Raw genomic sequence first — 25,587 nt, forward strand, 5'->3', positions numbered from 1 at the left:
CCGCTATCCGGCCAGCGTGTCGCCGACGGCGTCGACCAGGTCGTCGCGGGCGCGGGCGACCCGGGAGCGGATGGTGCCCACCGGCACCCCCTCCACGTCGGCGGCCTCGGCGTACGACAGGCCGAGCAGTTGGGTGAGCACGAACGCGGAGCGCCGCTCGGCGGACAGCCGGCGGACCAGGTCGGTGGCACCGAGCTGCCCGGCGGGGTCCGGGTAGGGGCGGTCGGTGGCTGCCTGGGCGGCGAGCCGCGCGTCGAGCCGGCGGCGGCGCACGACGGTGCGCAGGTGGTCGGCGCAGGCCCGCCGGGCGATGCCGAGCAGCCAGGTCCGCACGCTGGAGCGCCCCTCGAAGCCGGACAGCGCCCGGAACGCCCGCAGGTACGTCTCCTGGGTGAGGTCGTCCGCCGTGTCCGGGTCGACGAGCGCGGCGGCGAAGCGCCACACCTCGGCCTGCGTGGCCCGGACGAAGGCGGCCTGAGCGTCGCGGTTCCCGTCGCGGGCGGCCAGCGCCCAGCCGGTGGCCGCGTCCCGGGCAGCGTCGGGCGCCGACTCGGGGCGGTCGGCGGCGGTGTCGCGCGGGCCGGGGATCACGTCACCCGAGGTTACGCGGCGTACCTGGAGGGGACAGGGTCCTTCGACCCATTCCGTGGTCCCGCACACGCCGGGAACTTTTTCCGGCCGCCGTCCGACTACCCTCCCATGACCTCCGAGCAGGCCCGGCGTGGCGCGCGCCGCCGCACCGGGTGGGCGCTCGGTCACGCCCGCCGGAGACCGGCTCGCCGGACCCGCGCCGGTTCGGGAACCATTGCGGTCATGACTGCTGCCGTACGCCGCCCGTCCCGGGTCGTCGCCGCCCGCTCCGGGGCCGTCGCCGGGCTGCTGCTCCTGCTGGTGGCCCTGCTGCTCGCCCCGGCCTCCCCGGCTGCCGCCCACGCGGTGCTGGTGAGCAGCAGCCCGGCCGCCTCCGCCGTGGTGCCCGAGGCGCCCGCGCAGGTGGTGATCACGTTCAGTGAGGGCGTCCGCAAGGTGCCCGGGAAGGTCCGGGTGATCGCCCCCGACGGCTCGCGCGCCGACCGGGGCGAGCCGACGTTCCAGGGTGCCGAGGTCACCATCCCGGTGGACCCGTCCGCCGGGCGCGGCACCTACCTGGTGAGCTACCGGGTCATCTCGGCCGACAGCCACCCCGTCTCCGGCGCCTTCACCTACTCCGTCGGCGCACCGTCCGAGCCACCCACCGACAGCGGTTCGGACAACCGGGCGAACCCGGTAACCGAGAACGCGGTGAAGGTGGCGAAGTACGCCGGCTACGCCGGGTTGCTGCTGCTCGTCGGCCCGGCGCTGGTGCTCGCCGCGCTCTGGCCGCGCCGGCTGTCCCGCCGGGGTCCGGCGCGGCTGGCCTGGACCGGGCTGGGGCTGCTGGCGGTGGCCACGGTGGCGGAGGTGTGGCTTCAGGTGCCGTACGTCAACGGCGGCGGCCTGTTCGACGTCACCGGTTCCGGCCTGAGTGACGTGCTCGGCAGCGCCTACGGCACCACCCACCTGGTCCGGCTGGGCCTGCTCGCCGCGGCGGCGTTCCTGCTCCGGCCGCTGTTCGCCGGCCCGATCGGCCGTACCGACGGGATCATCCTGACGGTCCTCGGCGGCGCGGCGCTGTTCACCTGGCCGCTGTCCGGGCACGCGGCGGCGTCGCCCGCGCCCGCGGTGTCGGTGGTGGTGGACGCGGTGCACCTGGGCGGCATGGCGGTGTGGCTGGGCGGCCTGGTCATGCTCGCGGTGTTCCTGCTGCGCCGGGCCGACGAGCGCGAGCTGGACGCGATCCTGCCGATCTGGTCCCGCTGGGCGGCGCTCGCGGTGGCCGCGCTGCTGCTGGCCGGCACCGTGCAGGGCCTGATCGAGGTGGCCGGTCTGCAGCCGCTGTTCGACACCACGTACGGCCGGCTCCTGCTCGCCAAGATCGCGCTGTTCGTGCTGGTGATCGGCGTGGCCGCGTACTCCCGGGCGCTGGTGCGGCGGCGGGTCGCCGCCGGCCGGCCGGGCTCGATGCGGCGGGCCGTGGTGGCCGAGCTGGTGATCACGGCGGTGGTGCTGGGCGTGTCGGCGACGCTCGTGCAGACCACCCCGGCGCGCACCGCCGCCGCGAACGTCGCGGGCGCCGAGCAGGGCTACTTCTCGGCCACGCTGAGCAGCCCGATCTACTCGCTGGAGGTCCAGGTGGACCCGGCGGAGACCGGCAACAACTCGATGCACCTGTACGCCTACACCAAGGACAGCCGCCCGCAGCCGGTGCAGGAGTGGAAGGTCACCGCCGCGCTGCCGTCGGCCGGGATCGAGCCGATCACCGTCCCGCTGCTGCCGTTGAGCGACAACCACGCCACCGGCGAGATCAACCTGCCGGCCCGGGGTGACTGGCAGGTGCGCATCACCGTCCGTACGACCGACATCGACCAGGCCACGGTGACCGCCACCGTGCCGATCAAGTAACGGAAGGTCCCATCTGATGATCCGTCTCCGGCGCTCCGCGACAGTCGCCGCGCTGACCCTCACCGCCGTCGCCACGGCCGTGCTCGGCGTGGCCGGCCCGGCCTCGGCGCACGTCACGATCAACCCGGCCGAGGGTACGCAGGGCGGCTACGGCCGGTTCGCGTTCCGGGTGCCGAACGAGAGCGACACGGCGTCGACAGTCAAGGTCGAGGTGAACCTGCCGGAGAACGCCCCGATCGGCTCGGTCTCCACCATGCCGGTGGCGGGCTGGACGGTGGCGGTGGAGAAGCGCAAGGTCGACCCGCCGATCGAGGTGCACGGCAGCCAGCTCACCGAGGCGGTCTCCAAGCTGACCTTCACGGCCGCGCCGAACGGCGGCGTGAAGCCGGGCGAGTTCCAGGAGTTCCCGGTGTCGATGGGCCCGCTGCCGCAGGCCGACACGATGGTGTTCAAGGTGCTCCAGACGTACTCCGACGGCAACGTCTCCCGGTGGATCGAGGAGCCGACGCCGGGCGCGGAGGAGCCGGAGAACCCGGCGCCGGTGCTCAAGCTGGCCGCGGCGGCGCCCGCCTCCTCCGCTGCGAGCGCGCCGGCCGCCGCAGCCGACGACGATGACGACGACGACGGCTCCGGCGGGGCCACGGCCCTCGGCGTGGCCGGCCTGGTCGCCGGACTGGGCGGCCTGGCCCTCGGCGGTCTGGCGTTCGCGCGTACCCGGCGGGAGCCCGCCGCGAAGTCCTGAACGCGAGCCACGCACCGGCCCGGCGGAACGATCCGCCGGGCCGGTCGCCGTTCCGGCCCCGGTGCCGCCGATATCCGGCGATCGGCCGACCCCCGTCGGTAAGGTCGGCCGGGTAATCGGCTACCGAGAGGGACGAAGCGAATGCGTTTCGTACGCACGATCGCCGGCATGGTGCTGCTGGCGTTGGGGATTCCGGCGCTGCTGGCGGGCGGAGGTCTCTGGCTCGCCGCCCGGCACGCCGACCCGGACGGCGGCTTCGGCGCCCGGTTCGAGCCGGTCCGCACACCGGCCCGCGCGGTGCTGGTGACCGACGTGGACGCGTTGCTGCGCGCCGACCTGCCGTTGGCGCGTACCGGGCAGGCCCGGCTGCACCTGACCGCGCGGGACGACGACGGCCCGGTCTTCCTCGGCCTCGCCCCGGCCGACCAGGTGCGACTGTGGCTGGCCGACGTTCCGCACAGCACCGTGCGCCGCGTCGCGGTCACCCGGGGTCCGCTGCCCGTCGATCTCGACCCGGCCATCGCCGGCGCCGGCACCGCCGCGCCGATGACCCAGCCCTTCTGGGTGCGCGAGGGCGTCGGCTCCCTGGAGTGGAGCCCGGCGGAGCTGTCCGGCCGGTCGCTGAGCCTGGTCGTGATGCGCGTGGACGGCGCGGACGGGCTCGACCTGCGGATGCGTGCCGAGTTGCGGGCCGGGTGGTTCCCCGGGCTGGCGTGGGCGCTGCTGGCCGGCGGGACGCTGCTGCTGGTCCTCGCCGTGGCGGTGCTGCTGCGCCCGCTGCGCCCGCGTGAGGTGGTCTTCGTGGTCGAGCCGGACCAGGTGCCGGTGCTGGCCGGGCGTCTCGGCGTCACCTCGCTGAGCGGCCTGGGCCGCCAGCCGGGCCCGGCGTCGCGACCCGAGCGGCACCTGGTGGCGGTGGGCTCCGGCTCCGGCGGGCGGACCCGGGCCGCGATCGCCCCGCCGCCCAGCCGGTGCCCCGACGGCAGCGACTGACGAGGCGAATCCGAACGGCCCTCCGCGCTGCCGACGCGGAGGGCCGTTCTTCACCGGGGGATCGGTGCTACCTGGGAGAAAACTGAGGTAGTTGATACCAGATTAGCGCTGATCGCCATTTGTTGCGAGGTGTGTCCGTTCAGTCCGGGTCGTCGGTTTCTCGCCCGCACGCCGGCGGATCGGCAGCACCGCGAGCAGGAGCAGGCTGAGCAGCACGTACACGTTGCGGACGACGAAGTCGACTGGATCGTCCGTGTGCACGATGGCGGTGCCCCAGTCCTGGAACGTCACCAACCCGTACACGATCGGCAGGCCGACGACGGCGACCAGCGCGAAGAGGCCGCCGCGCCGGCGGGCGCCGGCGGGCGTCGCCGGGTCGGCGTCCAGTGCCACGTCGACGAGCACCACCACAGCGGGGATGAACCAGTACAGATGGTGGATCCAGGTGATCGGGCTGACCAGCCCGCCCACCAGCCCGGTCACTGTGAGACCCACGAGCGCGTCCCCCGCCCGGGCCGCGCGCGCGGCCCGCCACAGGCCGAACGCGGCCACCGCCAGCGCGAGCAGCAGCCACAGCAGCCGGTCCGGCTCGGCCGGCGCGGTCAGGCGGCTGAGCAGCCCGAACAGCGACTGGTTGCCGGTGTAGTCGGGGCGGCCCACCCGGTCGGTCACCCACAGCTCGTGCGTCCAGAACCGCCACGAGTCACCAGGCGCGACCGCCGCGGCCAGCAGCGTGGCAACGGCCGCCGTCACCGCCGCCACGGCCGCCGCCCGCCACTTCCGGGCGGCCAGCAGGTAGACCACGAAGATGCCGGGGAACAGCTTGAGCGCCGCGGCCAGGCCCACGCCCACACCGGCCCAGCGCCGCCCCTGCGGTACGGCGAACAGCAGGTCGGCCAGGATCAGCACCACCAGCAGCATGTTGATCTGCCCGAGCGTGAGCGTCTCCCGCGTGCTCTCCACCGCCAGCACCAGCAGCACGGCGACGGTCAGGCCGAACCCGCGCGGCAGGTCGTGCCGCCGCAGCACCGGCAGCACCAGCCAGCGGGTGGTCACCACCACGGCGGCCACCGTCAGCACCGCGAAGGCGGCGATCGCCACCCCGAGCCGCAGATACCCGAACGGCGCCAGCAGCAGCGCCGCGAACGGCGGATAGGTGAAGTAGAGCGCGCCCTGCACGCGGTCCGGCTGGACGTAGTCGTAGAGCGGGTGCCCGGCCGCCCACCAGTCCATCGCCGACATGTAGATCTTCTGGTCGTAGTAGTCGTGACGCAGGTTGCGCAGGTAGGGCGCCGGCAGGATCGCGATCAGCGCCAGCACCGTGAGCACCCGGAGAGCCGTACGCCCGCCCGCGTCGTCGCGGGGGACGGCGGGTGGGGCGACGGGTTCGGCTGGCACGCAGGAAACCCTAGCGGTCCACCTCGGCCGCCGGGCCGAGGCGCGGGCGCGTCGGCGGCGCGTAGTCTGTTCCGGTGGCTGATCTTCTCGTCTGGATCGACTGTGAGATGACCGGGCTCGACCTGCGGCGGGACGCCCTGATCGAGGTCGCCGCGCTCGTCACCGATCCCGACCTCAACGTGCTCGGTGACGGCGTCGACGTGGTGATCCACGCCGACGACGAGGCGCTCGACGGCATGCCGGAGATCGTGCGGACCATGCACGCCAAGTCCGGCCTCACCGAGGAGGTACGCCGCTCCACGGTGACGCTGGCCGAGGCCGAGGACATGGTGCTCGACTACGTGACCAGCTGCGTGAAGGACCCGCGTACGGCCCCGCTGTGCGGCAACTCGATCGCCACCGACAGGGGTTTCCTGGCCCGCGACATGACCCGGCTCGACGCGCACCTGCACTACCGGATGATCGACGTGTCCTCGATCAAGGAGCTGTGCCGGCGCTGGTACCCGCGGGTGTACTTCGGGCAGCCGCAGAAGGGCCTGGCCCACCGGGCCCTCGCGGACATCCGGGAGAGCATCCGCGAGCTGGAGTACTACCGGCGGACCGTGTTCGTGCCGCTGCCGGGGCCGGACGTCGAGGCCGCGAAGGCGATCGCCGCCCAGCTCTGAGGGCCCCGCCCAACCCGGTGGACGGGGTCGGCGGGAGTGTGGCTATGATTAGTCCGCGCACCGCCCCGGGCGACCGGAGCGGCGGGCATGGTGGCTGTAGCTCAGTTGGCAGAGCACCGGGTTGTGGTCCCGGTTGTCGTGGGTTCAATTCCCATCAGTCACCCCAACGACGAAGCCCCCTCCTCCGGGAGGGGGCTTCGTCGTGTGCGTGGGTCAGGGGGTGGGCTCGACGCTGGGCGTACCGGCGTCCGGCGTGGTGTCGGCCGACGGCGGCTCGTACGGCAGGGCGCTGCCCTTGACGTACTCGTCCCAGCTCATGTTCCAGTCGGTCCAGCCGTTGCCGTTCTGGAGCTTGCGCTCGGTGCCCTTCACGGTGATCGGGTCACCGATGCGGGTGTTGGCGAACAGCCAGTTGCCTTCCTTCATCGAGACGTTGACGCAGCCGTGCGACACGTTCGTGCGGCCCTGCACGCCCTCGGACCACGGCGCGGCGTGGATGAACTCGCCGCCCCAGGTGAGCCGCTGGGCGTAGTCGATCTCGGTGCGGTAGCCCTCCTCCGGGCCCAGCTCCTCCAGGGTGTCGAAGACCGTGTGCCGGAGCTTCTCGATCACCACCATGGTGCCGCTGGAGGAGGGGGTGCTCTTCTTGCCCAGGCTGACCGGGATGGTCTTGACCACCTTGCCGTCGCGGGTGACGGTCATCCGCTTGGTGCGGTTGTCGACAGTCATCACGAACGACGGACCGATCTTGACGTCGACGCTGAGGTCGGCCCGGCCGTACCAGCCGCCGCCCAGCGGCAGCCCGCCCGCCTGCACCTTGTAGCTGACGGTGCTGTTGGCCTTCCAGAACGTCTTCGGCCGGTAGCGCACCTCGGTCGGGCTCACCCAGTGCCAGATGCCCTCCTGGGCCGGCTTCGAGGTGACTGTCATCCGGCGCTGGATGTCGTCGCGGTAGTCCTCCGGGATGGCCCGGCCGAACTTCACGATCAGCGGCATGCCGACACCCACGACCTGGTTGTCGCCGAGGAAGCTGGTGACCCGGATCTGCTTGGCCGGCTTCGCCATCGTGGTGAACGTGCTGGTGGCGGTGGCGGGCTTGCCGTCGTCGCCGGTGGCGGTGACGGTCGCCGTGTACGTCTGCCCGTACTCCAGGGCCGCTGACGGCAGCCAGCTGGTGCCGTCCGCCGCGAGCGTGCCGTCGACGACCTTGCCGGCGGCGTCCTTCAGCTCGACTGTGGTCTCCTGCGCCTCCTTCGTGGTGAAGGTGACGGCGGTGGACGCCGGTACGTCCTTGGCGTCGGCGGCGGGCTCGCTGATGGTGGCCGCCGCCTTCGGGGCCTTCTCGCCGCCGTCGCCGCCGCCCTGCCAGCTCGACGGCTTGTCGCCGCCGCCGCTGGTGCAGGCGGTCAGGGCCATCGCGGCGGCGAGCAGCCCGGCTGCCAGCGCACGGCGGCGGCCGACGCGTCGGGCGCTCGCGCCCCGGATCGGTTCGTCCTGGCCAGCTCGCATGACTCCCTCACAAGGTGATGCCGTTCCCCGTCGTCTCAGGTCAGACGCGCCGGAGCGGGTACGCGTTGCCGGACGTGAAACGGAACACCCCGCGCGGGTGTAACGATTCCACTGGCGTCCGGCGCTTCGTCGGAGGTGGCGTGTCCGACCACGTTACGCCGGTCAGAACGGCGCCGGCTGCCCGCCCTGCGGAACCGGCAGCGCGCTGCCGGCGACGAACTGCGACCAGCTCATGCTCCACGCCGTCCAGCCGTTGCCGGGGGCCAGGCGGCGCTCGGTGCCCTTCACCGTGATCGGGTCGCCCACCATCGTCTTGCCGAACAGCCACCGGCCGTTGGCCATCGACACGTTGACGCAGCCGTGCGAGACGTTGCGGCGCCCCTGCACGCCCTCGGACCAGGGCGCGGCGTGGATGTACTCGCCGCCCCAGGTGATCCGCTGGGCGAAGTCGATCTCGGTGACGTAGCGGTTGGCCGGGTCCGGCTCGCTGCGGGTGTCGAAGACGGTGGACTCCTTCTTCTCCATCACCACCATCGTGCCGCTGGAGGAGGGGGTGCTCTTCTTGCCCAGGCTCACCGGCAGGGTACGGATCACCGTGCCGTTCTCGGAGACCGTCATCTGCTTGGTGGCGTTGTCCACTGTCATCTCGAACGCGCGGCCGATCTTGGCGGTGGCGCTGCGGTCGATGTTGCCGTAGCGGCCGTTGCTCAGCGGGATCCCGGCCAGCGCCAGCCGGACCGTGATCGTGGTGCCGGTCTTCCAGTACTCCGGGGCCCGGTAGTACGCCTGCGTACCGTTGTCGACCCAGTGCCAGGCGCCGGGCTGCGGCGGGTCGGTCTGCACGAACATCCGCTTCTGCACCGCGGCGCGGTCCTTCTTCGGGATGCCCGGGGAGAACTCGGCGACCACCGGCATGGCCACGCCGTACGTCTTGCCGCTGAACATGTAGAGGCCGGAGCCGATCATCGACTTGGGCTTGGCCATCGTGGTGAACGTGCTGGTGCCCTGGTAGGTCCGACCGTCCTTGCCGGCGCCGGTGACCGTGGCGGTGTACTTGGTGCCGTACTTCAGCGCTGCCGACGGCACCCAGCTGGAGCCGTCGCGCCGCATCCGCCCGGCGACGTTCGTCCCGTCGGCGGTGGCGAGCATCACCTTCGACACGGTGCCGCCACCGGGGATGCGGGCGCTGATCTCGGTGCTGACCGGCCGGGCGTTCGCGCCGTCGGCGGGGCTCACCGTCAGCGGCGGGGCGGCGGCGTTGTCGCTGGGTGCGACGCTCGGGTCGGGCGCGGAGGACGAGACGCCGCCCACCTGCTGCTGGCCGGGCACGAACTCCGGCTTCTTCCCCTCGTCATCGCCGCCGCCGCACCCGGTCAGCGCCAGCGACGCCGTCAGGACCAGGACGCCCACCGTCGCCCCGGCCCGCGCGAACCTGCCCATGCCCACCCCTGTCATCGCGTGCCTGGCGGACATCGTGCCGTATCGACGCTCACACACCCGCCCCCGCGCCGGATCGGATGACCGTTTTGACCGCTTTCGCCGGTTAAGCTCGTCCGAAGGGTGGACCCCGGTATCGGATTGGAACCCGCCTCGGCGGGCGTGCTAATCTTCTTCCCGTTGTCAGCGAGCGCCGCTAGCTCAACTGGCAGAGCAGCGGACTCTTAATCCGCGGGTTCGGGGTTCGAGTCCCTGGCGGCGCACCAACGATCAAGGCCTTGACCGGGCGCTCCACGCCGGTCGGGGCCTTCTTCGCGTACGGCGCCGGGAGCGACCGTCCGTGGGTGGAACGCCACGGGTGTCAAACCGGCCGGAAGGCACCCATGACGTTCCACCGAGGCGCGGTTCGTGTGGTCGCCCTGAGCTGATCATGGTCGCGGCTGCCACGATGGACGCTGTGCTCGGCCCGGGTGCGCCCGCTGACCCCAGGGGAGGGATCGTGTCCGCTGAGTCCACCGGCAGCCCGGACACGATCCTCGTCTGCATCCGGGGCAACTCCGGCTCGGGCAAGAGCAGCATCGCCCGCGAGCTGCGACGCCGGCACGGCCGGGGGTGCGCCCTCGTCGAACAGGACTACCTGCGCCGCATCGTCCTGCGCGAACGGGACAAGCCCGGCGGCGTCGCCCCCGCGTTGATCGAGCAGACCGTCCGGTTCGCCCTCGACCACGGCTACCACGTGATCCTGGAAGGCATCCTGTACACCGGCCGCTACCGCGACGTGCTGACCTCGCTGCGCGACGGCCACCGGGGGCGGTCGCTGTTCTGCTACCTCGACGTGTCGCTGGCCGAGACGCTGCGCCGGCACCTGACGCGCCCGCAGGCCGGTGACTTCACCGCCGAGCAGATGAGCGGCTGGTACGCCGCGCACGACGTCCTGGGCTGGCCCGGCGAACTCGTCCTCCCGGAGACCACCGGCCTGGACGAGGCGGTCGAGGCGATCGCGGCCGTCTCCGGGCTGCCCCAGGACGGGCGCGACGACGACAGACGCTAGCCGGCGTCACTTGCCCTTCCGGTTACCGCAAGGGGCAGTCTGGGGTCATGTTGTCGATCAGCGAGTTCAGCCAGATGTGTCACCTGTCGCCGCAGGCGCTGCGCTTCTACCACGCCGAAGGGCTGCTCGTGCCCGCCGAGGTCGACGACCGGACCGGCCACCGCTCGTACGCCTTCGAGCAGGTGGAACGGGCCATGCTGATCACCCTGCTGCGGGACGCCGGGATGAGCGTCAAGCTGGTCCGGCGTGCCCTCGACGAGCCGGACCAGGCGATCGCCCTGCTCGACCGGCACAGCGACGAGGTCAGCCGGCAACGGCAGACTCAGGCAGACGCCATCGCGGCGGCCCGCGCCGTCTTCGAGGCGCAGCCCGAACCGCGGTTGCGGCACGTACCGGCCACGACGGTGGTGGCGCGGCTCGTACCCGGCACACCGCTGGGCCGGGACGCGCAGGAGTGGGACCGGGCCGAGGAGATCATCACTGCGGCGGCGGCCGACCTGGTCACCACCGTGCGGCAGGCCGGCGTCACCTGCCTCGGTGAGCCGTGGCGGACGCCGGCGCTGGAGACACCGGAACAGGACCGGCGGGTACTCGACGGCGCCGGGCCGTTCTGGACGGTCAAGGTCGCGGTGGACGGCATCCCGGAGACGCTGCCGTCCCTGCCCGCCGACCTGATCGTGCAGACGCCCGACGCCCACGACGAGCTGTCCGTCTTCATGCCGGGCCGCAACACGATGGCCAAGTACTGCACAGTGGTCCTGCGCCTGCTCGACGCCGTCCCGCCCGACGGCGACCGGTTCGTCGACCTCGCGCGTCTGCGTCAGGAGGTGCGGCCCGACGGCGTACTGAGCAGCGCGCCCGTCGAACGCCGACCGGAGTGACCCACGGAGGACTTGAGCGCTGAACCGGCCCGCAGCCCGGATATCCGAAGGTCGGCCAGACCCCGACGATCGGCGCCGCAGTGCTTTCGACAGGCAATCGTCTTCGCCGATTACCTCGCGCGCGTTGCGCATGATGATCACCAACGCGTCACTCCGCGGACGAGGGCGATCCCGACGCCCGAATGCGGCGAATATCGCTCGATGTTCTGACGATTCGAATCGTCTTTCCGCGGTCACTGTTCGGCGCTCCGCGCTGGACCGATGACCTGCCCGAGCGGTTGGCGGGACGCCCTCCGCCGCCATTTCGGTGTGTCCATGAGTCTGATTGGTCCGGCACTGCCTCCCGATGGGCGAGTACCGCATCGGCTGATTGCTCGATCAATGACGACTACGCCGTGTCATATTCGAAGATGGCGATGCGTGAAAATAGTTCGCAATGGTGAAGCGGTCCGCTCGGGGTCAGTTGACCGCGGCAACCATCTACTGATCTGCGGTTTTGAAGATCGACCCGACCGCCCAATGCCGCCACTCGTGGATGCGGCAGTCGTCACAAGCTCCAATGTGGAAGGCGAGTTTGGTTACCGAGAGTGCTGACCTGTTGATCGGATGTCCAGTTCGGCGTGATCCGTCCTGACGGAACGTGTCCGGCCTTGTGCGCTGAGGCAGGGCGCCCTTAGAGTCCCGCTCGCACAACTGGAAAGCACACGGGGGAGGGTTTGTGGCACGTCGAGTGACGGCCACTGTCCGTTCGTGCCTGGCTGCGGGTGTCGCCGTACTGACGGCGGCCGCGTTGGCGGGTGTACCGGGAGAGCCGGCGGAGTATCTCGCCGCTGGCCCGGACGGCGTGACAGGCGGCGTGGAGAGCCGGACCGATGAGGCGGTGTCCCTTCGGGCCGCCCGCGAGTCCGGCAAGCCGGTGCAGGTCAAGAGCCTCACGTCGGAGACGACAGAGGTCTTCGCACTGCCGGACGGTCAGTTCCGGGCCGAGCTGTCGATCGGCGCGAGCCGGATCCGGCGCGGTGACCAGTGGGTTCCGGTCGATCTGACCCTGCGCAAGGGCGCGGACGGGCGGATCGCCGCCGTCGCCCACCCCTTCGATCTCGTCGTCTCCGGCGCGCAGCCGAGCGGTACGCCGGAGCTGGCCGTCCTCGGCCACGGAGCGGATCGGCTCGCGGTCGGCTGGGCCGGCCGGCTGCCCGAGCCGAAGCTGGACGGCGGACGAGCCACCTACGTCGACACGCTGCCCGGGGTGGACCTGGTCGTCGAGGCGACCCGCGCCGGCATGGAGGCGTTCTTCGTCGTCAAGGACCGCAGCGCCGTGAAGCATGTCGCCCGCCTCACACTGCCGATCACCGGGGCGAACGCCGCCCGGGCGGTCCGCGACGCCAGCGGCAACACCGCCATCGAGGACGCCGCCGGCCGGGTGGTCGCGCACACCCCCGCGCTGCGGATGTGGGACGCGCGGGTCGACACGCTCGGCAACCCCATCGCCGAGACGGCTGTCGCATCCACGATCGCCCCCGCCGCCGAGGCCCGTGGAACCGGCGGGCTCGACCTGACGCTGACCCCGGACCTGCGCTGGCTGAACGACTCCAAGCGGGAGTACCCGATCGTCATCGACCCGACGATCAACCCGCTGTACACCACCTTCGACACGTACATCCAGGCCGGCGACGCGGTCAACCGGGGCGGCACCGACGACCTCCGGCTCGGCCGGCTCGGTCCGACCGGACCCGTCACCCGGTCCTTGCTGCGCTGGGACACCGAGGCCCTCGTCGGCAAGCAGATCACCTCCGCCACCGTCTCGTTCTGGAACTGGTGGTCGCCCCTGTGTGAGGGCCGGTCGTGGGAGCTCTGGACCGTGGGTGCGGTGGCCGACGACATGATCTGGGACACCCAGCCGACGTGGAACAACCAGGAGGCGACCACCCTCGCCACCGCCGGCTACGACGCCAGCTGCAACGACGCCTGGATCGGGATCAGCGGGACCGCGTTCTTCCAGCGCGCGGCGAACGCCGGTGACACCCGCGCCGACATGGGTCTTCGGGCCACCGACGAAACCGATTCGAAGTCCTTCAAGCAGTTCCGCTCCCGCAACGCCGCAGCCAGTACCGAGGTGCCCAAGGCCAGCGTCACCTACAACTCGCGGCCGACCGTGACGGCCCGGTCGACAGTCCCTGCCACCACCTGCGTGACCGGCTCGGGCCGTCCCCTCGTCAACACGCTGACGCCGCAGCTCAAGGCCACCGTCGCCGACGGCGACGGCACCGCGATGACAGTCACCTTCGAGTGGTGGGCGATGAACGCGGAGAAGGCGATCGGTTCCGCGTCGTCCAGCAACGTCGCCTCCGGCGCCACGGTGGCGGCGACCGTTCCCGCCGGTGCCTTCGTCGACGGCGGTATCTACCGCTGGCGGGTGAAGGCCGCCGACGGCGTCTCCGGCAGCGACGTCTGGTCGTCGTTCTGCGAGATGCAGGTGTATACCACTGCCACTCCGGTCACCGGCTGCACCGGCGGAACGGACAGCGACTTCAACGGCGACGGTGTCGCCGACATCGCGATCGCCGACCCGGAGGCCACTGTCAACGGCCAGATCCGGGCCGGCCGGATCAACGTCACGTACGGCGGCAGCACCACCGTGCACACCCTGCACGAGGGTGGCGCGAACATGCCCGGTGCAGCCGAGGCGGGTGACCGCTTCGGCACGTCGATCGCCGCGTACGACGCCAACAACGACGGGTGCACCGACCTGGCGGTCGGCGTGCCGAACCAGGCCGTCAGCGGCCAGGCCCAGGCCGGTGTCGTGTACGTGCTGTTCGGCTCACCCGCCGGCCTTGCGCAGGGCCCGCCCGCCGTCACGTACCACCAGGACAGCGCCAACGTCCCCGACGCGGCCGAGGCGTACGACTGGTTCGGCTTCGCCGTCGCCGGCAGCCGGACGGCCGGCGGTGAGCCGTACCTCGTCATCGGCGCGCCCGGTGAAGGGCTGACCGGCGGTGCGCTGGCGGGCATCGTCCACTACCTCCGAGGCAACGTCAACGTGGCGATGTCCCAGGGCAGCGGCATCCCGGGCGCGGCCGAGATCGACGACCGGACGGGCTATGCGGTGGCCGCCTCCACGTACCACTGGGCGGTCGGTTCCCCGGGCGAGGCGATCGGCACCGAGGCCTTCGCCGGATCGGTGAACGTCTTCAGTCACACGCTGAGCAACGGGCTGCCGACCCTCGCCGCCGGCCTGGAGCAGAACGTCGCCAACGTCTCGAACGACGCCGAGGCCAACGACAACTTCGGCAAGTCGATCTCGATCGCGCCGTACCGGCCCGTCGGTGCTCCCGCCGGCCAGGCCGACTCGCTGGTCGTCGTCGGCGTGCCGGGTGAGGACCTGGTCGTCGCGGCCACAAACACCCCGGCGCCGGACGCCGGGCTGGTGCACCGGTTCCACGTCACTGCCGCGAACACCTTCACCGAACTGCCCGCGATCACGTACGCCTCGGAGGACGGTGACTACCTCGGCGAGAAGGTCGTGGTGGTGAACACCGCGCCGGGCAGTGAGGGCACCAACGCGACGATGTTCGTCGCGATCGGCGTGCCGGGTGAGGACGCGGGCACGTCGGTGGCCGACTCCGGACGGGTACGTATCTTCCCGGCGCTGGCGAATCCGATCGGCACCCCGACCACGCTGCACCGGGAATCGGGCGGCATGCCGGGGACGGCCGGCGCCCAGGAACTGGTCGGTGCCTCGCTCTCGGCCACCTCGCAGCGGCTCTACGTCGGCACTCCCTACGGCACCGACGCCGTCTACGGGTTCACCTGGTCCGATCTGAAGGCGGGCAACACGGTCCCGAGCCTCACCTGGCAGCCGGGACAGGGCGGTCTCCCCACCGGGCACAGCGCGTTCGGGGCGGCGATCAGCTGATGAAGACCATCGACATGAGCAGTTATCCAGCGGGGGAGGACCAGAGGGTGGCCCGTCGTACGAGAAAACGGGGCCGGGCGTTCACGCTCGGGCTCACGCTCGGCCTCGCCGGCCTGATGTCCACAGCGGTGTTCGTCCAGCCCCCGGAGCCGGCGCCGCGTACCGCCGCGGCCTCCGAGGACCTCGTCCGGGACACCGAGGCCGAGGCGCTGGTGGCCGCCAGGGCGCTCAACCAGCCGGTCGAGGTGCTGGCGCACCGCACGGAGTACCGCGACGTCTTCGCGCAGCCGGATGGCACGCTCATCGCCAACGGCCACACCCAGCCGGTGCGGGTCACCCAGGGAGACGCCTGGGTGCCCGCCGACTCCACCCTGGTGGTTCAGCCCGACGGCTCCTACGGCCCGGCCGCCGCCCTGCTCGGCATGCAGCTCTCCCAGGGCGGCACCGCGCCGCTGATAGTGGTCACCCGGGACCAGAAGAGCATGACTCTGACCTGGCCGCACGGGCCGCTTCCCGCTCCCGTGGTCGAGGAGAGCAAGGCGACCTACCCGAACGTGTTCCAGGATGTCGACCTGGTCGCGAACGTCACCGTCGAGGGCTTCTCGCACGTACTGGTGGTCAAGACGCCGGAGGCGGCCGATCTGCCGGAACTTCAGAACCTCCGGCTCGGCGTCGCCGCGGTGGGCCTGACCATCGAGGAGACGGCCGAGGGTGGTGTGGTCGCCCTGGACCCGGTCACCGGCAACCCGGTCCTGGAGGCGGATGCGCCGACCATGTGGGACAGCGGAAGCCAGGAGGGGGGCGATGCGGCCGCGGCGCGGTCGCTGGACACCTCGTCCACCGACCCGGGCGCGGCCTCGGCCGAGGGGCCGGGCGACACGTCGGAGGTGGCTCCGGTCGGCCTCGACTACTCGGACAACACCCTCACCCTCACCCCGGACCGGTCCATGCTCACCGATCCGGAGGCCTCGTTCCCGCTGTACATCGACCCGGTCTGGCAGAGCAGCACCAACAGCGCCTGGGCGATGGTGGACAGCGGCTACCCCAACGAGGAGTACTGGAAGTTCGACGGCAAGCGGCACGAACGCATCGGCCTCTGCCCCAGCTCCTGCAACAACTCGAAGGTCAAGCGCCTGTTCTACCGGCTCGCCACGCCGTACTCGGGCAAGACGATCCTGGAGGCCACCTTCCGGGTCACCCTGCAACACGTCTACAACTCGACCGCCCGGGCGGCGGCGCTCTACCTGATGCCGGCCGGGATCACCTCCTCCACCAACTGGAGCAACCAGCCCGGCGGCTCGGGCTGGTCCGGAGCGACGCACCTCGCCACCAGCTCACCGACCAAGACGCAGGCCACCTGTACCTCCACCAACCAGAACACGGAGTGGAACGCGAAGGCCGCGGTGCAGCAGGCGGTGACCAAGGGCTGGAGCAACGTGACCCTCGGCCTGCGGTCGGTCAGCGAGAGCGACTCGACGCACACCAAGCGGTTCTGCGACAACGGCGTCCTCTCGGTCCGCTACAACCGTGCGCCGGTGATCGCCAACCTCAACGAACTCACCATGTCTCCCGGCGGGCAGTGTGTGTACGGTTCCGGCGCCCCCTACGTGGACGTGCCGCCGCGGCTGAACGCGGTGCTGCGGGACCCGGACCACTCCTCGGCCCACACCGAGCAGATCAAGGCCGAGTTCAAGGTGACCTGGACGCCGGCCGGCGGGGCGTTGCAGACGCGCTCGTACACCACTCCGCTGAAGGCCAGCGGATCGGTCTTCTCGTACACGGTCCCGAGTGACATCGCGCAGAACGTCCCCATCTCCTGGGAGGTACGGGCCAGCGACAACACCAGCTGGGGTCCGTGGAGCAGTGAGGGCTCGCGCAACGTCTGTCAGTTCCTCTACGACAAGACCAGCCCCAGCGCGCCCGACGTCGACTCCGCGGTGTACCTGCCGCAGGACGCGGCCGACAACGGGACGGCGAGCGCGTCGAACTGCATCGAGAGCGACGAGTGGCTGGGTTCGATCGGTGTGCCAGGCAACTTCGTCTTCGACTCCGCCGCCACGGACGTGGTGGAGTACCGGTACGGCTTCAACACCAACCCGGCGCCGGGCGTGAACGTGCTTCGGCCCACGACCGACGGCGGACCGGTCACCCTGCCGAACTGGTACCCGGACAAGGAGGGCCCGCGGACGATCAACGTCCAGGCCGTCGACCGGGCCGGTCGGTCGAGCAGCATCGCCTCGTGCACGTTCCGGGTGGGCAAGCGACCGCCGACCGCCCAGTGGTCGCTCGGCGAGGTCGCGGGCGAGGACGGCGCCGGCGACGGGCTCGGTGACAACGACGCGACGGCGGGAAGTGGCGTCACGTTCGGGGTCGAGGGTCCGGGCGGGACGTCCGACACGGCGGCCCGGTTCGACGGGACGGCCGACGCCCACCTCACGACCAGCAAGCCGGTCCTGACCGACACGTCGGCGAGCTTCGCCGTCACCGGCTGGTTCAAGGTCGACGATGCCGGCCGGCGGCAGGTCGCGGTCAGCCAGGACGGTACCGGTGAGCCCGGGTTCGCGCTGGGCGTCGAGGGCGGATCCTGGTTCTTCCGGATGCCGGTCAACGACGTCAACTCACTGGGCCGCTGGCAGGTCGACGGTGCGGCGGCCACGACGGGTTGGACGTACGTGACGGCCATCTTCGACGGGCCGAAGAAGGAGATGTCGCTCCAGGTCGGGAACAACGCCCCGCGCATCGCCCAGCGCAGATCGCTGACCAAGGCGCGCGGTCCGCTCCAGATCGGCCGTGTGCTGACCAAGAGCGGTTACGCCGACAACTGGGAAGGGGCGATGGCGGACGTCTCCGTCTTCGACCGGCTGATCATCGCCGACGAGGTCACCGGCCTGCAGAAGACGGCGCCGAGCCGCAAGGCGTACTGGCGGTTGAACGCGGAGACCAACAAGGTCAGTCCCGAGGAGCGCGGTGGCGCGGGACTCACTCTGGGCAGCGGTGCGACGGTCTTCAAGCACCCGGTCCTGTCCCTGCTCGGCGGTGGTCACCTCGCGCTGACCGGCAACGCGGACAGCTACGCCAGCACGTCGACCAACGCGGACATGGCGGGCAGTTTCTCGATCAGCGCCCGGGTCAAGCTGACCAGCAACTGTGCCGGTACCCCGATGACCGTCTTCTCGCAGAAGGGCACCAACGGCAGTTCGGTCGTGGTGCGCTGCAACAACGCCGGGCAGTGGGAACTGGCGATGGCGAGCACCGACACGGTGGCGCCGGAGTGGACCACGAAGGCCACGGATGAGGCGCCGAAGCTCGTCGGCAAGGGTGACCACCTGACCCTCGTCTACAACGGCTACGCCCGCGAAATGGCCCTGTACGTCAACGGGTCCTTCACCGAGGCGATCCAGCTGGTGTCGCCGTTCGTCGCCACCGGTGGGGTGCAGCTGGGCCGCGCCTGGCTCGACGGCGCCTTCAAGGAGCACCTGTCCGGCGCCGTCGACGACGTCCGGGTCTACGACGGCGTGGCCGACAAGGTCCTGATCGAGAAGCTCAACGTCCAGGTCCGCGAACAACTCTCGCCCTGACGTGACAGGCGGTGGGTCCGCCCGCTCCCGGGCGGGCCCACCGGCACGCGAGACCTTTCCCCGTTATTCTCCCCCAACCCCTGGAGGGGTGATGTTCTCCCGACTCCTGGTCCGGTCCGGCGGGTTCGTCCGCCACACCGTACGACCGGTTTCCTGGGCGATGGCCGGTGTCATGGCCGCCGGCTTCATCCAGATCGCGACCCCACCCGCCTCGGCCGAGGCGAAGCCGAACCGTCCGTCGACCTCGGACGCGTCGAAGGTCCTGCCCAAGCGCGACCCGCTGCCGGCCAAACCGAAGGCGGCCAACCCGGCGGTGGCTGCCGCCTCCACCGCCCCGGCGAAGGTCACCTGGCCCGCCGCCGGCGCCGCGGACATCACCGTGCCGGCGCCCGCGTCGGCCCGGTCCACCGCCGGGAAGGCCCCGGCGGCCAGCGCCAAGATCGGCGGCCTGCCGGTCGCGGTGTCGGCCGCGCCCGCCGCCGCGGCCGCCGCGGCGGACTCGGCCGGTCCGGCCTCCGCTCCCGGCAAGGTACGCATCGAGGTGCTCGACCGGAAGGCCTCGGAGAAGGCCAAGGTCGACGGCCCGATCGTCCGGCTCAACCGGGCCGACGGTCAGGCCGCTGCCGGGAACGTCCGTCTCGACCTCGGCTACGGCGGGGTCGCCGGTGCGTTCGGTGGCGACTTCGGCGCCCGGCTGCGGCTGGTCCGCCTGCCCGAGTGCGCGCTGACCACGCCGGAGAAGGCCCAGTGTGCCCCGGTTCCGCTGCCGACGACGAACGACAGCGCCGCCGAGACGCTCTCCGCCGAGGCGGGCACCGGGGCGCTCTTCGCCATGACCGCCACCGACTCCTCCTCGCAGGGCGACTACGGCGCGACGAAGCTGTCGCCGTCGTCGAAGTGGTCGGTGGCCCCCTCCACGGGTGGCTTCTCCTGGAGCTACCCGCTGCGGAGCCCGCCGGTGCCGGGCGGCGGCGCGCCGCCGATCGCGCTTGCCTACTCGTCGCAGTCGGTCGACGGCCGGACCGCGACGACAAACAACCAGGGTTCGTGGATCGGTGAGGGCTTCAACTACGAGCCCGGGCACATCGAGCGCCGGTACAAGCCCTGCTCGGACGACGGGCACGACCAGTACGCCGACCAGTGCTGGGCGTACGACAACGCGACCATCCTGCTCAACGGCAAGTCGACGGAACTGGTCAAGACCGGTGACACCTGGCGGTTCGGGACCGACGACGGCTCGAAGGTCGAGCGGCTCACCGGCGCGGTGAACGGTGACAACGACGGCGAGTACTGGCGGGTCACCACCACCGACGGCACCCAGTACCACTTCGGCCTGAACCGGCTTCCCGGCTGGACCTCCGGCAAGGAGGAGACCGGCTCGGCCTGGACCGTGCCGATCTACGGCGACGACTCGGGCGAGCCCTGCTACAACGCGACGTTCACGTCGGCGTACTGCGACCAGGCGTGGCGTTGGAGCCTCGACTACGTCAAGGACCGCTACGGCAACGTCACCTCGTACTTCTACGAGAAGGAGATCAACTACTACGCCCGGGGCAAGAAGACCGACGTCAACGGTGTTCCGTACGTCCGGGGCGGCTGGCTCAAGCGGGTCGACTACGGCCAGCGGCACGAGGCCGTCTACACGACCAACGCCCCCGCCCGGGTGCGCTTCGAGACCAAGGAACGGTGCCTGCCGTCCGGCAACGTCGACTGCGACCCGCAGGATCTGAACAACACCACCGCGCCCTACTGGCCGGATGTGCCGTTCGACCGGAACTGCGCCAAGGACACCAAGTGCAAGCTCGACCAGATCACCCCGACGTTCTGGACCCGGGCCCGGCTGACCGGCATCACCACCGAGATCCGCGAGGGCACCGGCTGGACGCCGGTGGACAACTGGAAGCTCGACCACCTGCTCACCGACAACGGTGACGGCTCGCGGACCCTCTGGCTCCACAAGATCACCCACACCGGCCTCTACGGGCCGGGTGCCGACATCGCCATGCCGTCGGTCGAACTGGGCGGTCTGCAACTGCCCAACCGGATCGACCGCGACGGCGACAACATCGCCCCGCTGGTCCGTTTCCGGCTGGCGACCGTGTGGACCGACGCCGGTGGTCAGATCGACGTCAACTACGCCAGCCCGGACTGCACCAAGAGCACGCTGCCCACACCGGGCAACAGCACCAGGCGCTGCTATCCGGTGAAGTGGAACCCGCTCGGCAGCGGCGACCCGATCACCGACTGGTTCCACAAGTACGTGGTCGAGCAGGTCGTCGAGACCGACCGCACCGGCGGGGCGCCGGACATGGTGACCCGCTACCAGTACCTGGACGGCGCGGCCTGGCGGCACGCCGACCCGGACGGCATCTCCGACCCGAAGGACCTGACCTGGAGCGACTGGCGCGGTTACGGCCGCGTGATCGTCACGGCCGGCGACGGCCAGGTCCAGACGACCAAGACGGAGTACCGCTACCTGCGAGGGATGCACGGCGACAAGGATCCGGACGGCGGCACTCGTACCGTCAGCGTCGCCGACTCCACCGGCGGGAGCCACACCGACCACAACGAGTTCTCCGGCCACCAGCTGGAGAGCGTGGTCTACGACGGCGCCGACGCGGTCAGCAAGAGCATCGCCGTCCCGTGGCGGCACAACACCGCGACGGAGACCCACAGCTGGGGCAGCAAGAAGGCCTGGTTCATCAACACCACCACCGCCCGGAGCCTGGTCGCCCTGGCCGCCGGAGGGTGGCGGGAGACGAAGCAGACCTCGTCCTTCGAGACCAGCTTCGGACGGGTGACCGAGACCGAGAACGAGGGTGACGTGGCGGTCACCGGCGACGAGGCCTGCAGCCGGACCACGTACGCCGACAACGCGGCCGCCCACCTGTACAGCCTGGTGTCGCGGGTCGAGTCGGTGTCGGTGGCGTGCTCGGCCACCCCCGATCGCAGCAAGCAGGTCATCTCCGACACCCGGACGCTCTACGACGGCAAGGCGTTCGGCGTCGCGCCGACGCTGGGCAACCCGACCCGGACCGAGCGGCTGAAGAGCCACAACGGCACGACGGCCACCTACATCCGCGCGTCGGAGGGCACGTTCGACGCGTACGGCCGGCCCTTGACCGCCGTCGACGCGCTGGGCCGGGTCACGAAGACCGTGTACACGGACACCAACGGCCTGACCACCAAGGTCAAGGAGACCAACCCGCTGCAGTTCGTCACCACCACCGACTACGCCCCGGCGTGGGGTGTGCCGATCGGCCAGGTGGACCAGAACGGCCTCAAGAGCGTCCTGGAGTACGACGCCCTGGGCCGGTTGGCGAAGGTCTGGATGCCGGACCGGACGGGCGCCAGCGGGCTGGAGCCGAGCATCCGCTACAGCTACCTGGTCCGCACCGACAAGCCGGTCGCCATCAAGACCGAGCGGCGGCAGAACGACGGCTCCTACAGCGTCGAGTACAAGCTGCACGACGGTCTGCTGCGGCCCCGCCAGGTGCAGTCGGAGGGCCCGGACGGCACCCGTACGGTCGCCGACACCTTCTACACCGGCACCGGCCAGATGGCGAAGACGTACGCGACGTACACGGTCGCGGGCACGCCCACCGACGTGATCTACCCGGCCGTCAACGGTGACGTCAACGGCCAGACGCTGTACGTCTACGACGGCGCGGACCGGGTCACGGCGGAGATCTTCGCGGTCGCGGGCAACGAGAAGTGGCGCACCACGACCACCTACGGCGGCGACCGGGTTTCGGTCGATCCGCCGGCCGGCGGCACCCCGACGACCTCGATCACGAACGCCCTCGGGAAGACCACCGAACTGCGGCAGTACAAGGGCAGCGGGCCGACGGGCGACTTCGACAAGACCGAGTACACCTACACGCACGCCGGCCAGTTGAAGACGGTCAAGGACCCGGCGGGCAACGTCTGGACCCACGAGTACGACCAGCTGGGCCGCAAGACGAAGTCGACCGACCCGGACTCCGGCGCGTCGACGTTCGGCTACGACGACCTGGACCGGCTCACCAGCACCACGAACGTTCTCCAGCAGACGATCAGCACCAAGTACGACGAGATCGGCCGCAAGATCGCCGTCTACAAGGGGGCCGCCGACACCGGCGAGCTGCTGAGCAGCTGGACGTACGACCTGGAGATGCTGGGCGAACTCTCCTCGACGAGCCGCTGGATCGACGGGCACGAGTACGCCACGTACTTCTCGATCTACGACGAGTTCTACCGGCCGCACGCCACCTACTACTCCGTGCCCGAGCACGCCGGTGCCGAACTGGCCGGCTTCTACACCTTCGGCACGGAGTACAACCGGGACGGCAGCGTCCAGTCGGTGAGCATGTCGGACGGCGGTGGGCTGCCGTTCGAGACTGTCGCCTACACCTACGACGATCTTGAGCGACTGACCGCGGCGACCGGTGACGCCCCTTACCTGACCGACGTCGAGTACGCCGGCACCGGCGAGGTCCTGCAGACCGAGGCCCGGGTGGGCACCCGGAAGGTCTGGTCGACCTACGAGTACGAGCAGGGCTCCAAGCGGCTCACCCGGCAACGGCTGGACCGCGAGTCGGCCCCGGTCGTGGACATCGACGCCCGCTACACCTACGACCAGTCCGGCAACATCCTGCGGATCGCCAACAACCCGTCCGGGACGCAGGACACGCAGTGCTTCACGTACGACTACCTGCGCCGGATGGAGCGGGCCTGGACGTCGGCGAGCACCGCGACCGACCCGTGCGCCGGCGGGCCCTCGGTCACCGGGGTGGGCGGCGTGGCCCCCTACCACCACGCCTACACCTTCGACGTCACGGGCAACCGCAAGACCGAGGTCCAGTACGGGACCAACGGCACTCCGCTCATCGAGCGCAGCTACACCTATCCCGCCGCGGGCCAGGCGCAGCCGCACACGCTGAGCCAGATGACGGAGAAGACTCCGCAGGGCGACCGGCTGTACTCGTACGAGTACGACGCGGCCGGCAACACGAAGAAGCGGACGAGGACCGGCGAGGACCAGACCCTGGTCTGGGACGCCGAGGGCAACCTCGAGTCGGTCACCGAAGCCGGCAAGAAGACCAGCTTCCTCTATGACGTCGACGGCTCCCGGATGCTCCGCAAGGAGCCGGCCTCGACCACGCTCTACCTGCCGGGCATGGAGATCCGGCTGAACCACCAGACCCGGTCCACCGACGCCACCCGGTACTACTCGCTTCCGGGCGGGGCGAGCCTGGTCCGCAAGGTGGACGGCCTCCGGTACGTCGCGAACGACCACCACGGCACCGGCCAGGCAGTGGTGGACCAGAGTGGCGCTGTCACGCACCGGCGGATGACCCCGTACGGCGAGAACCGGGGTGCCTCGCCCGGTCAGTGGCCGACGGAGAAGGGCTTCGTCAACGGGAACATCGATTCCACGACAGGCCTGGTCAACATCGGCGCGCGGGAGTACGACACGATCACCGGCCGGTTCATCTCGGTCGACCCGATCATCGACGTCAACGACCCGCAGCAGATGAACGGGTACGCGTACGCCAACAACAACCCGATCTCGTTCTCCGACCCGGACGGCCTCAAGGCCTGTTCCGACGACGCCTGCGGTCCGGGCGCCGACTACGAGGACATGTACGGCAACTACCACAAGGTCAAGGGCCACAACGACGGGTGCGGTGGTTGCTCGGGGGCGTACGACCCGGACGAGCCCACGATCAACGTCCACAACAACCCGCGGGCATCAGCGGAGGAGCGGGCCGCGGCCGCGCGGGCGGCGGCGGAGAAGGAAAGGCAGCGGCGGATCGCCGCGGCCAAGGCGAAGATGCTCAACGCCGCCAAGGCCCTGGCGAAGATCCTGATGGACGAGTTGGGCATCACCGATGCCCTGGACTGCTTCCTCAAGGGCGACATGGGCGGCTGCCTGGCCACGGCAGTCAACGTCGCGGGCGCGGCGATCGGCGGTGCCCTGGGCAAGCTGGCCGTCAGATACGGCGCTCCATGGAAGTGGAAGAAACTCGCCAACCTGACCAGCCGGGTCAAGGGCCTGCTCATCGACCTGGTCGACAACGCCAAGGCATTCATCAACTGCAAGAACAGCTTCGTGCCCGGCACGTTGGTGGTGATGGCCGACGGGTCGCGCAAGCCGATCGAGGACGTCAAGACCGGCGACATGGTGTTGGTGACCGATCCGGTGACCGGCAAGACGACGATCAAGCCGGTGGTGGCGACCATCATCGGTCAGGGCAGCAAGAACCTGGTCGAGGTCACCATCGATCCCGACGGTGACAGCGGCGATGCCACGGCGCGCGTGGTTGCCACCGACAACCACCCATTCTGGGTACCCGGCTTGGACGAGTGGGTCGACGCCGCCGATCTGCGGGCCGGTCAGTGGCTACATACCTCGGCCGGTACCCATGTGCAGATCAGCGCGACCCGGCAGTGGACGGAACCGGCGCAGGTCCACAACCTCACGATCGACGACATCCACACGTATTACGTGGTAGCCGGCGTCACGCCGGTCCTTGTTCACAACGTTAACAATGCCGCGTGTGCGGTCGCTGGTGGTCCATATCGGGGCGGACCGCATGGGGACCTGAATGCGCCGCGAGGGTCTGGCATCGAACGTAATCACATGCCTGCAAATAGCATCAGCCCGCTATCCACGGCCAGAGGTCCCGCGATTCAGATGGACACTGCGGACCACTATCGGACTGCAAGCTGGGGATCGGGTACTGCAGCGAAGCATTACCGGGCACGACAGAAAGCGTTGGTTGACGCTGGGGATTGGGCCGGGGCGATAAAGATGGACGTCGACGATATTCAGAGCAAGTTTGGCTCCAAGTATGATGACGCCATACATGAGATGATTAGCAACTTGCCGATATGTCTCAGTCCGTGTTAATGCCTTCAGTGTGGTGTGGTCGCGGGTAATATGCTGATCGC

13 protein-coding genes and 2 tRNA genes are annotated in these 25,587 nt (G+C 70.5%); 11 read left to right on the top strand and 4 right to left on the bottom strand.

Annotation, left to right across the window (positions count from 1 at the left end):
• Positions 1–3: 3 nt before the first annotated feature.
• Positions 4–591 (bottom strand): sigma-70 family RNA polymerase sigma factor, encoded by a 588-nt coding sequence (locus O7546_RS04380; RefSeq protein WP_194799572.1) that lies wholly within the window; start codon positions 589–591, stop codon positions 4–6.
• A 222-nt stretch (positions 592–813) separates the two neighbouring features.
• Between O7546_RS04380 and O7546_RS04385 the strand changes: the two genes are divergently transcribed.
• The 3 genes from O7546_RS04385 to O7546_RS04395 all read left to right on the top strand — a co-directional run bounded on the left by O7546_RS04385 (position 814) and on the right by O7546_RS04395 (position 4,216).
• Positions 814–2,481: a copper resistance protein CopC gene (locus tag O7546_RS04385; protein ID WP_281600507.1), complete on the top strand. Its 1,668-nt coding sequence runs from the start codon at positions 814–816 to the stop codon at positions 2,479–2,481.
• A gap of 16 nt (positions 2,482–2,497) precedes the next feature.
• Positions 2,498–3,223 carry a YcnI family protein gene (locus tag O7546_RS04390; RefSeq protein ID WP_269696244.1) on the top strand — a complete coding sequence of 242 codons (726 nt, stop codon included), beginning with the start codon at positions 2,498–2,500 and terminating at the stop codon, positions 3,221–3,223.
• A gap of 141 nt (positions 3,224–3,364) precedes the next feature.
• Positions 3,365–4,216 carry a hypothetical protein gene (locus tag O7546_RS04395; RefSeq protein WP_269696245.1) on the top strand — a complete coding sequence of 284 codons (852 nt, stop codon included), beginning with the start codon at positions 3,365–3,367 and terminating at the stop codon, positions 4,214–4,216.
• Between the two features lie 102 nt (positions 4,217–4,318).
• On the opposite strand, the gene O7546_RS04400 is transcribed toward O7546_RS04395, so the two are convergent.
• Positions 4,319–5,614, bottom strand: a complete 1,296-nt coding sequence (locus tag O7546_RS04400; protein WP_194799576.1) for a glycosyltransferase family 87 protein — start codon at positions 5,612–5,614, stop codon at positions 4,319–4,321.
• A gap of 107 nt (positions 5,615–5,721) precedes the next feature.
• On the opposite strand from O7546_RS04400, the gene orn reads away from it, so the two are divergent.
• Complete coding sequence (gene orn, locus O7546_RS04405) at positions 5,722–6,279, top strand: oligoribonuclease (RefSeq protein WP_281601140.1); 558 nt, start codon at positions 5,722–5,724, stop codon at positions 6,277–6,279.
• Between the two features lie 90 nt (positions 6,280–6,369).
• Positions 6,370–6,445 (top strand) — tRNA-His (locus tag O7546_RS04410).
• A 47-nt stretch (positions 6,446–6,492) separates the two neighbouring features.
• Here the strand turns inward: O7546_RS04410 and O7546_RS04415 are convergent.
• Together O7546_RS04415 and O7546_RS04420 are read right to left on the bottom strand one after the other, a co-directional pair.
• On the bottom strand, positions 6,493–7,788 hold the full coding sequence (locus O7546_RS04415; protein WP_194799577.1) for an Ig-like domain-containing protein: 1,296 nt from the start codon (positions 7,786–7,788) through the stop codon (positions 6,493–6,495).
• A 162-nt stretch (positions 7,789–7,950) separates the two neighbouring features.
• On the bottom strand, positions 7,951–9,228 hold the full coding sequence (locus O7546_RS04420; protein ID WP_194799578.1) for an Ig-like domain-containing protein: 1,278 nt from the start codon (positions 9,226–9,228) through the stop codon (positions 7,951–7,953).
• A gap of 187 nt (positions 9,229–9,415) precedes the next feature.
• Between O7546_RS04420 and O7546_RS04425 the strand changes: the two genes are divergently transcribed.
• From O7546_RS04425 to O7546_RS04450, 6 genes are all read left to right on the top strand, one after another.
• Positions 9,416–9,491 (top strand) — tRNA-Lys (locus tag O7546_RS04425).
• Between the two features lie 233 nt (positions 9,492–9,724).
• Entirely contained in the window at positions 9,725–10,276 is a 552-nt protein-coding gene (locus O7546_RS04430) for a kinase (protein ID WP_194799579.1), read from the top strand.
• 47 nt (positions 10,277–10,323) lie between these two features.
• Positions 10,324–11,157: a MerR family transcriptional regulator gene (locus O7546_RS04435; protein WP_194799580.1), complete on the top strand. Its 834-nt coding sequence runs from the start codon at positions 10,324–10,326 to the stop codon at positions 11,155–11,157.
• Between the two features lie 718 nt (positions 11,158–11,875).
• Complete coding sequence (locus tag O7546_RS04440) at positions 11,876–15,073, top strand: DNRLRE domain-containing protein (RefSeq protein WP_281600508.1); 3,198 nt, start codon at positions 11,876–11,878, stop codon at positions 15,071–15,073.
• Positions 15,074–15,189: 116 nt separating this feature from the next.
• A complete protein-coding gene (locus tag O7546_RS04445; protein ID WP_281601141.1) occupies positions 15,190–18,651 on the top strand; it encodes a LamG-like jellyroll fold domain-containing protein in 3,462 nt (1,153 codons plus the stop codon).
• A gap of 91 nt (positions 18,652–18,742) precedes the next feature.
• Complete coding sequence (locus tag O7546_RS04450) at positions 18,743–25,546, top strand: polymorphic toxin-type HINT domain-containing protein (protein WP_228531616.1); 6,804 nt, start codon at positions 18,743–18,745, stop codon at positions 25,544–25,546.
• Positions 25,547–25,587: the final 41 nt, after the last annotated feature.

Origin of the sequence: Micromonospora sp. WMMA1976 (assembly GCF_027497335.1) — a bacterium.
Classification (GTDB): domain Bacteria; phylum Actinomycetota; class Actinomycetes; order Mycobacteriales; family Micromonosporaceae; genus Micromonospora; species Micromonospora aurantiaca.

Coding starts and splice junctions, on each gene's coding strand:
- O7546_RS04445 (WP_281601141.1), top strand. CDS start 15,190: ATGTCCACAGCGGTGTTCGTCCAGCCCCCGGAGCCGGCGCCGCGTACC.
- O7546_RS04415 (WP_194799577.1), bottom strand. CDS start 7,788: ATGCGAGCTGGCCAGGACGAACCGATCCGGGGCGCGAGCGCCCGACGC.
- O7546_RS04385 (WP_281600507.1), top strand. CDS start 814: ATGACTGCTGCCGTACGCCGCCCGTCCCGGGTCGTCGCCGCCCGCTCC.
- orn (WP_281601140.1), top strand. CDS start 5,722: ATGACCGGGCTCGACCTGCGGCGGGACGCCCTGATCGAGGTCGCCGCG.
- O7546_RS04435 (WP_194799580.1), top strand. CDS start 10,324: ATGTTGTCGATCAGCGAGTTCAGCCAGATGTGTCACCTGTCGCCGCAG.
- O7546_RS04390 (WP_269696244.1), top strand. CDS start 2,498: ATGATCCGTCTCCGGCGCTCCGCGACAGTCGCCGCGCTGACCCTCACC.
- O7546_RS04420 (WP_194799578.1), bottom strand. CDS start 9,228: ATGGGCAGGTTCGCGCGGGCCGGGGCGACGGTGGGCGTCCTGGTCCTG.
- O7546_RS04450 (WP_228531616.1), top strand. CDS start 18,743: ATGTTCTCCCGACTCCTGGTCCGGTCCGGCGGGTTCGTCCGCCACACC.
- O7546_RS04395 (WP_269696245.1), top strand. CDS start 3,365: ATGCGTTTCGTACGCACGATCGCCGGCATGGTGCTGCTGGCGTTGGGG.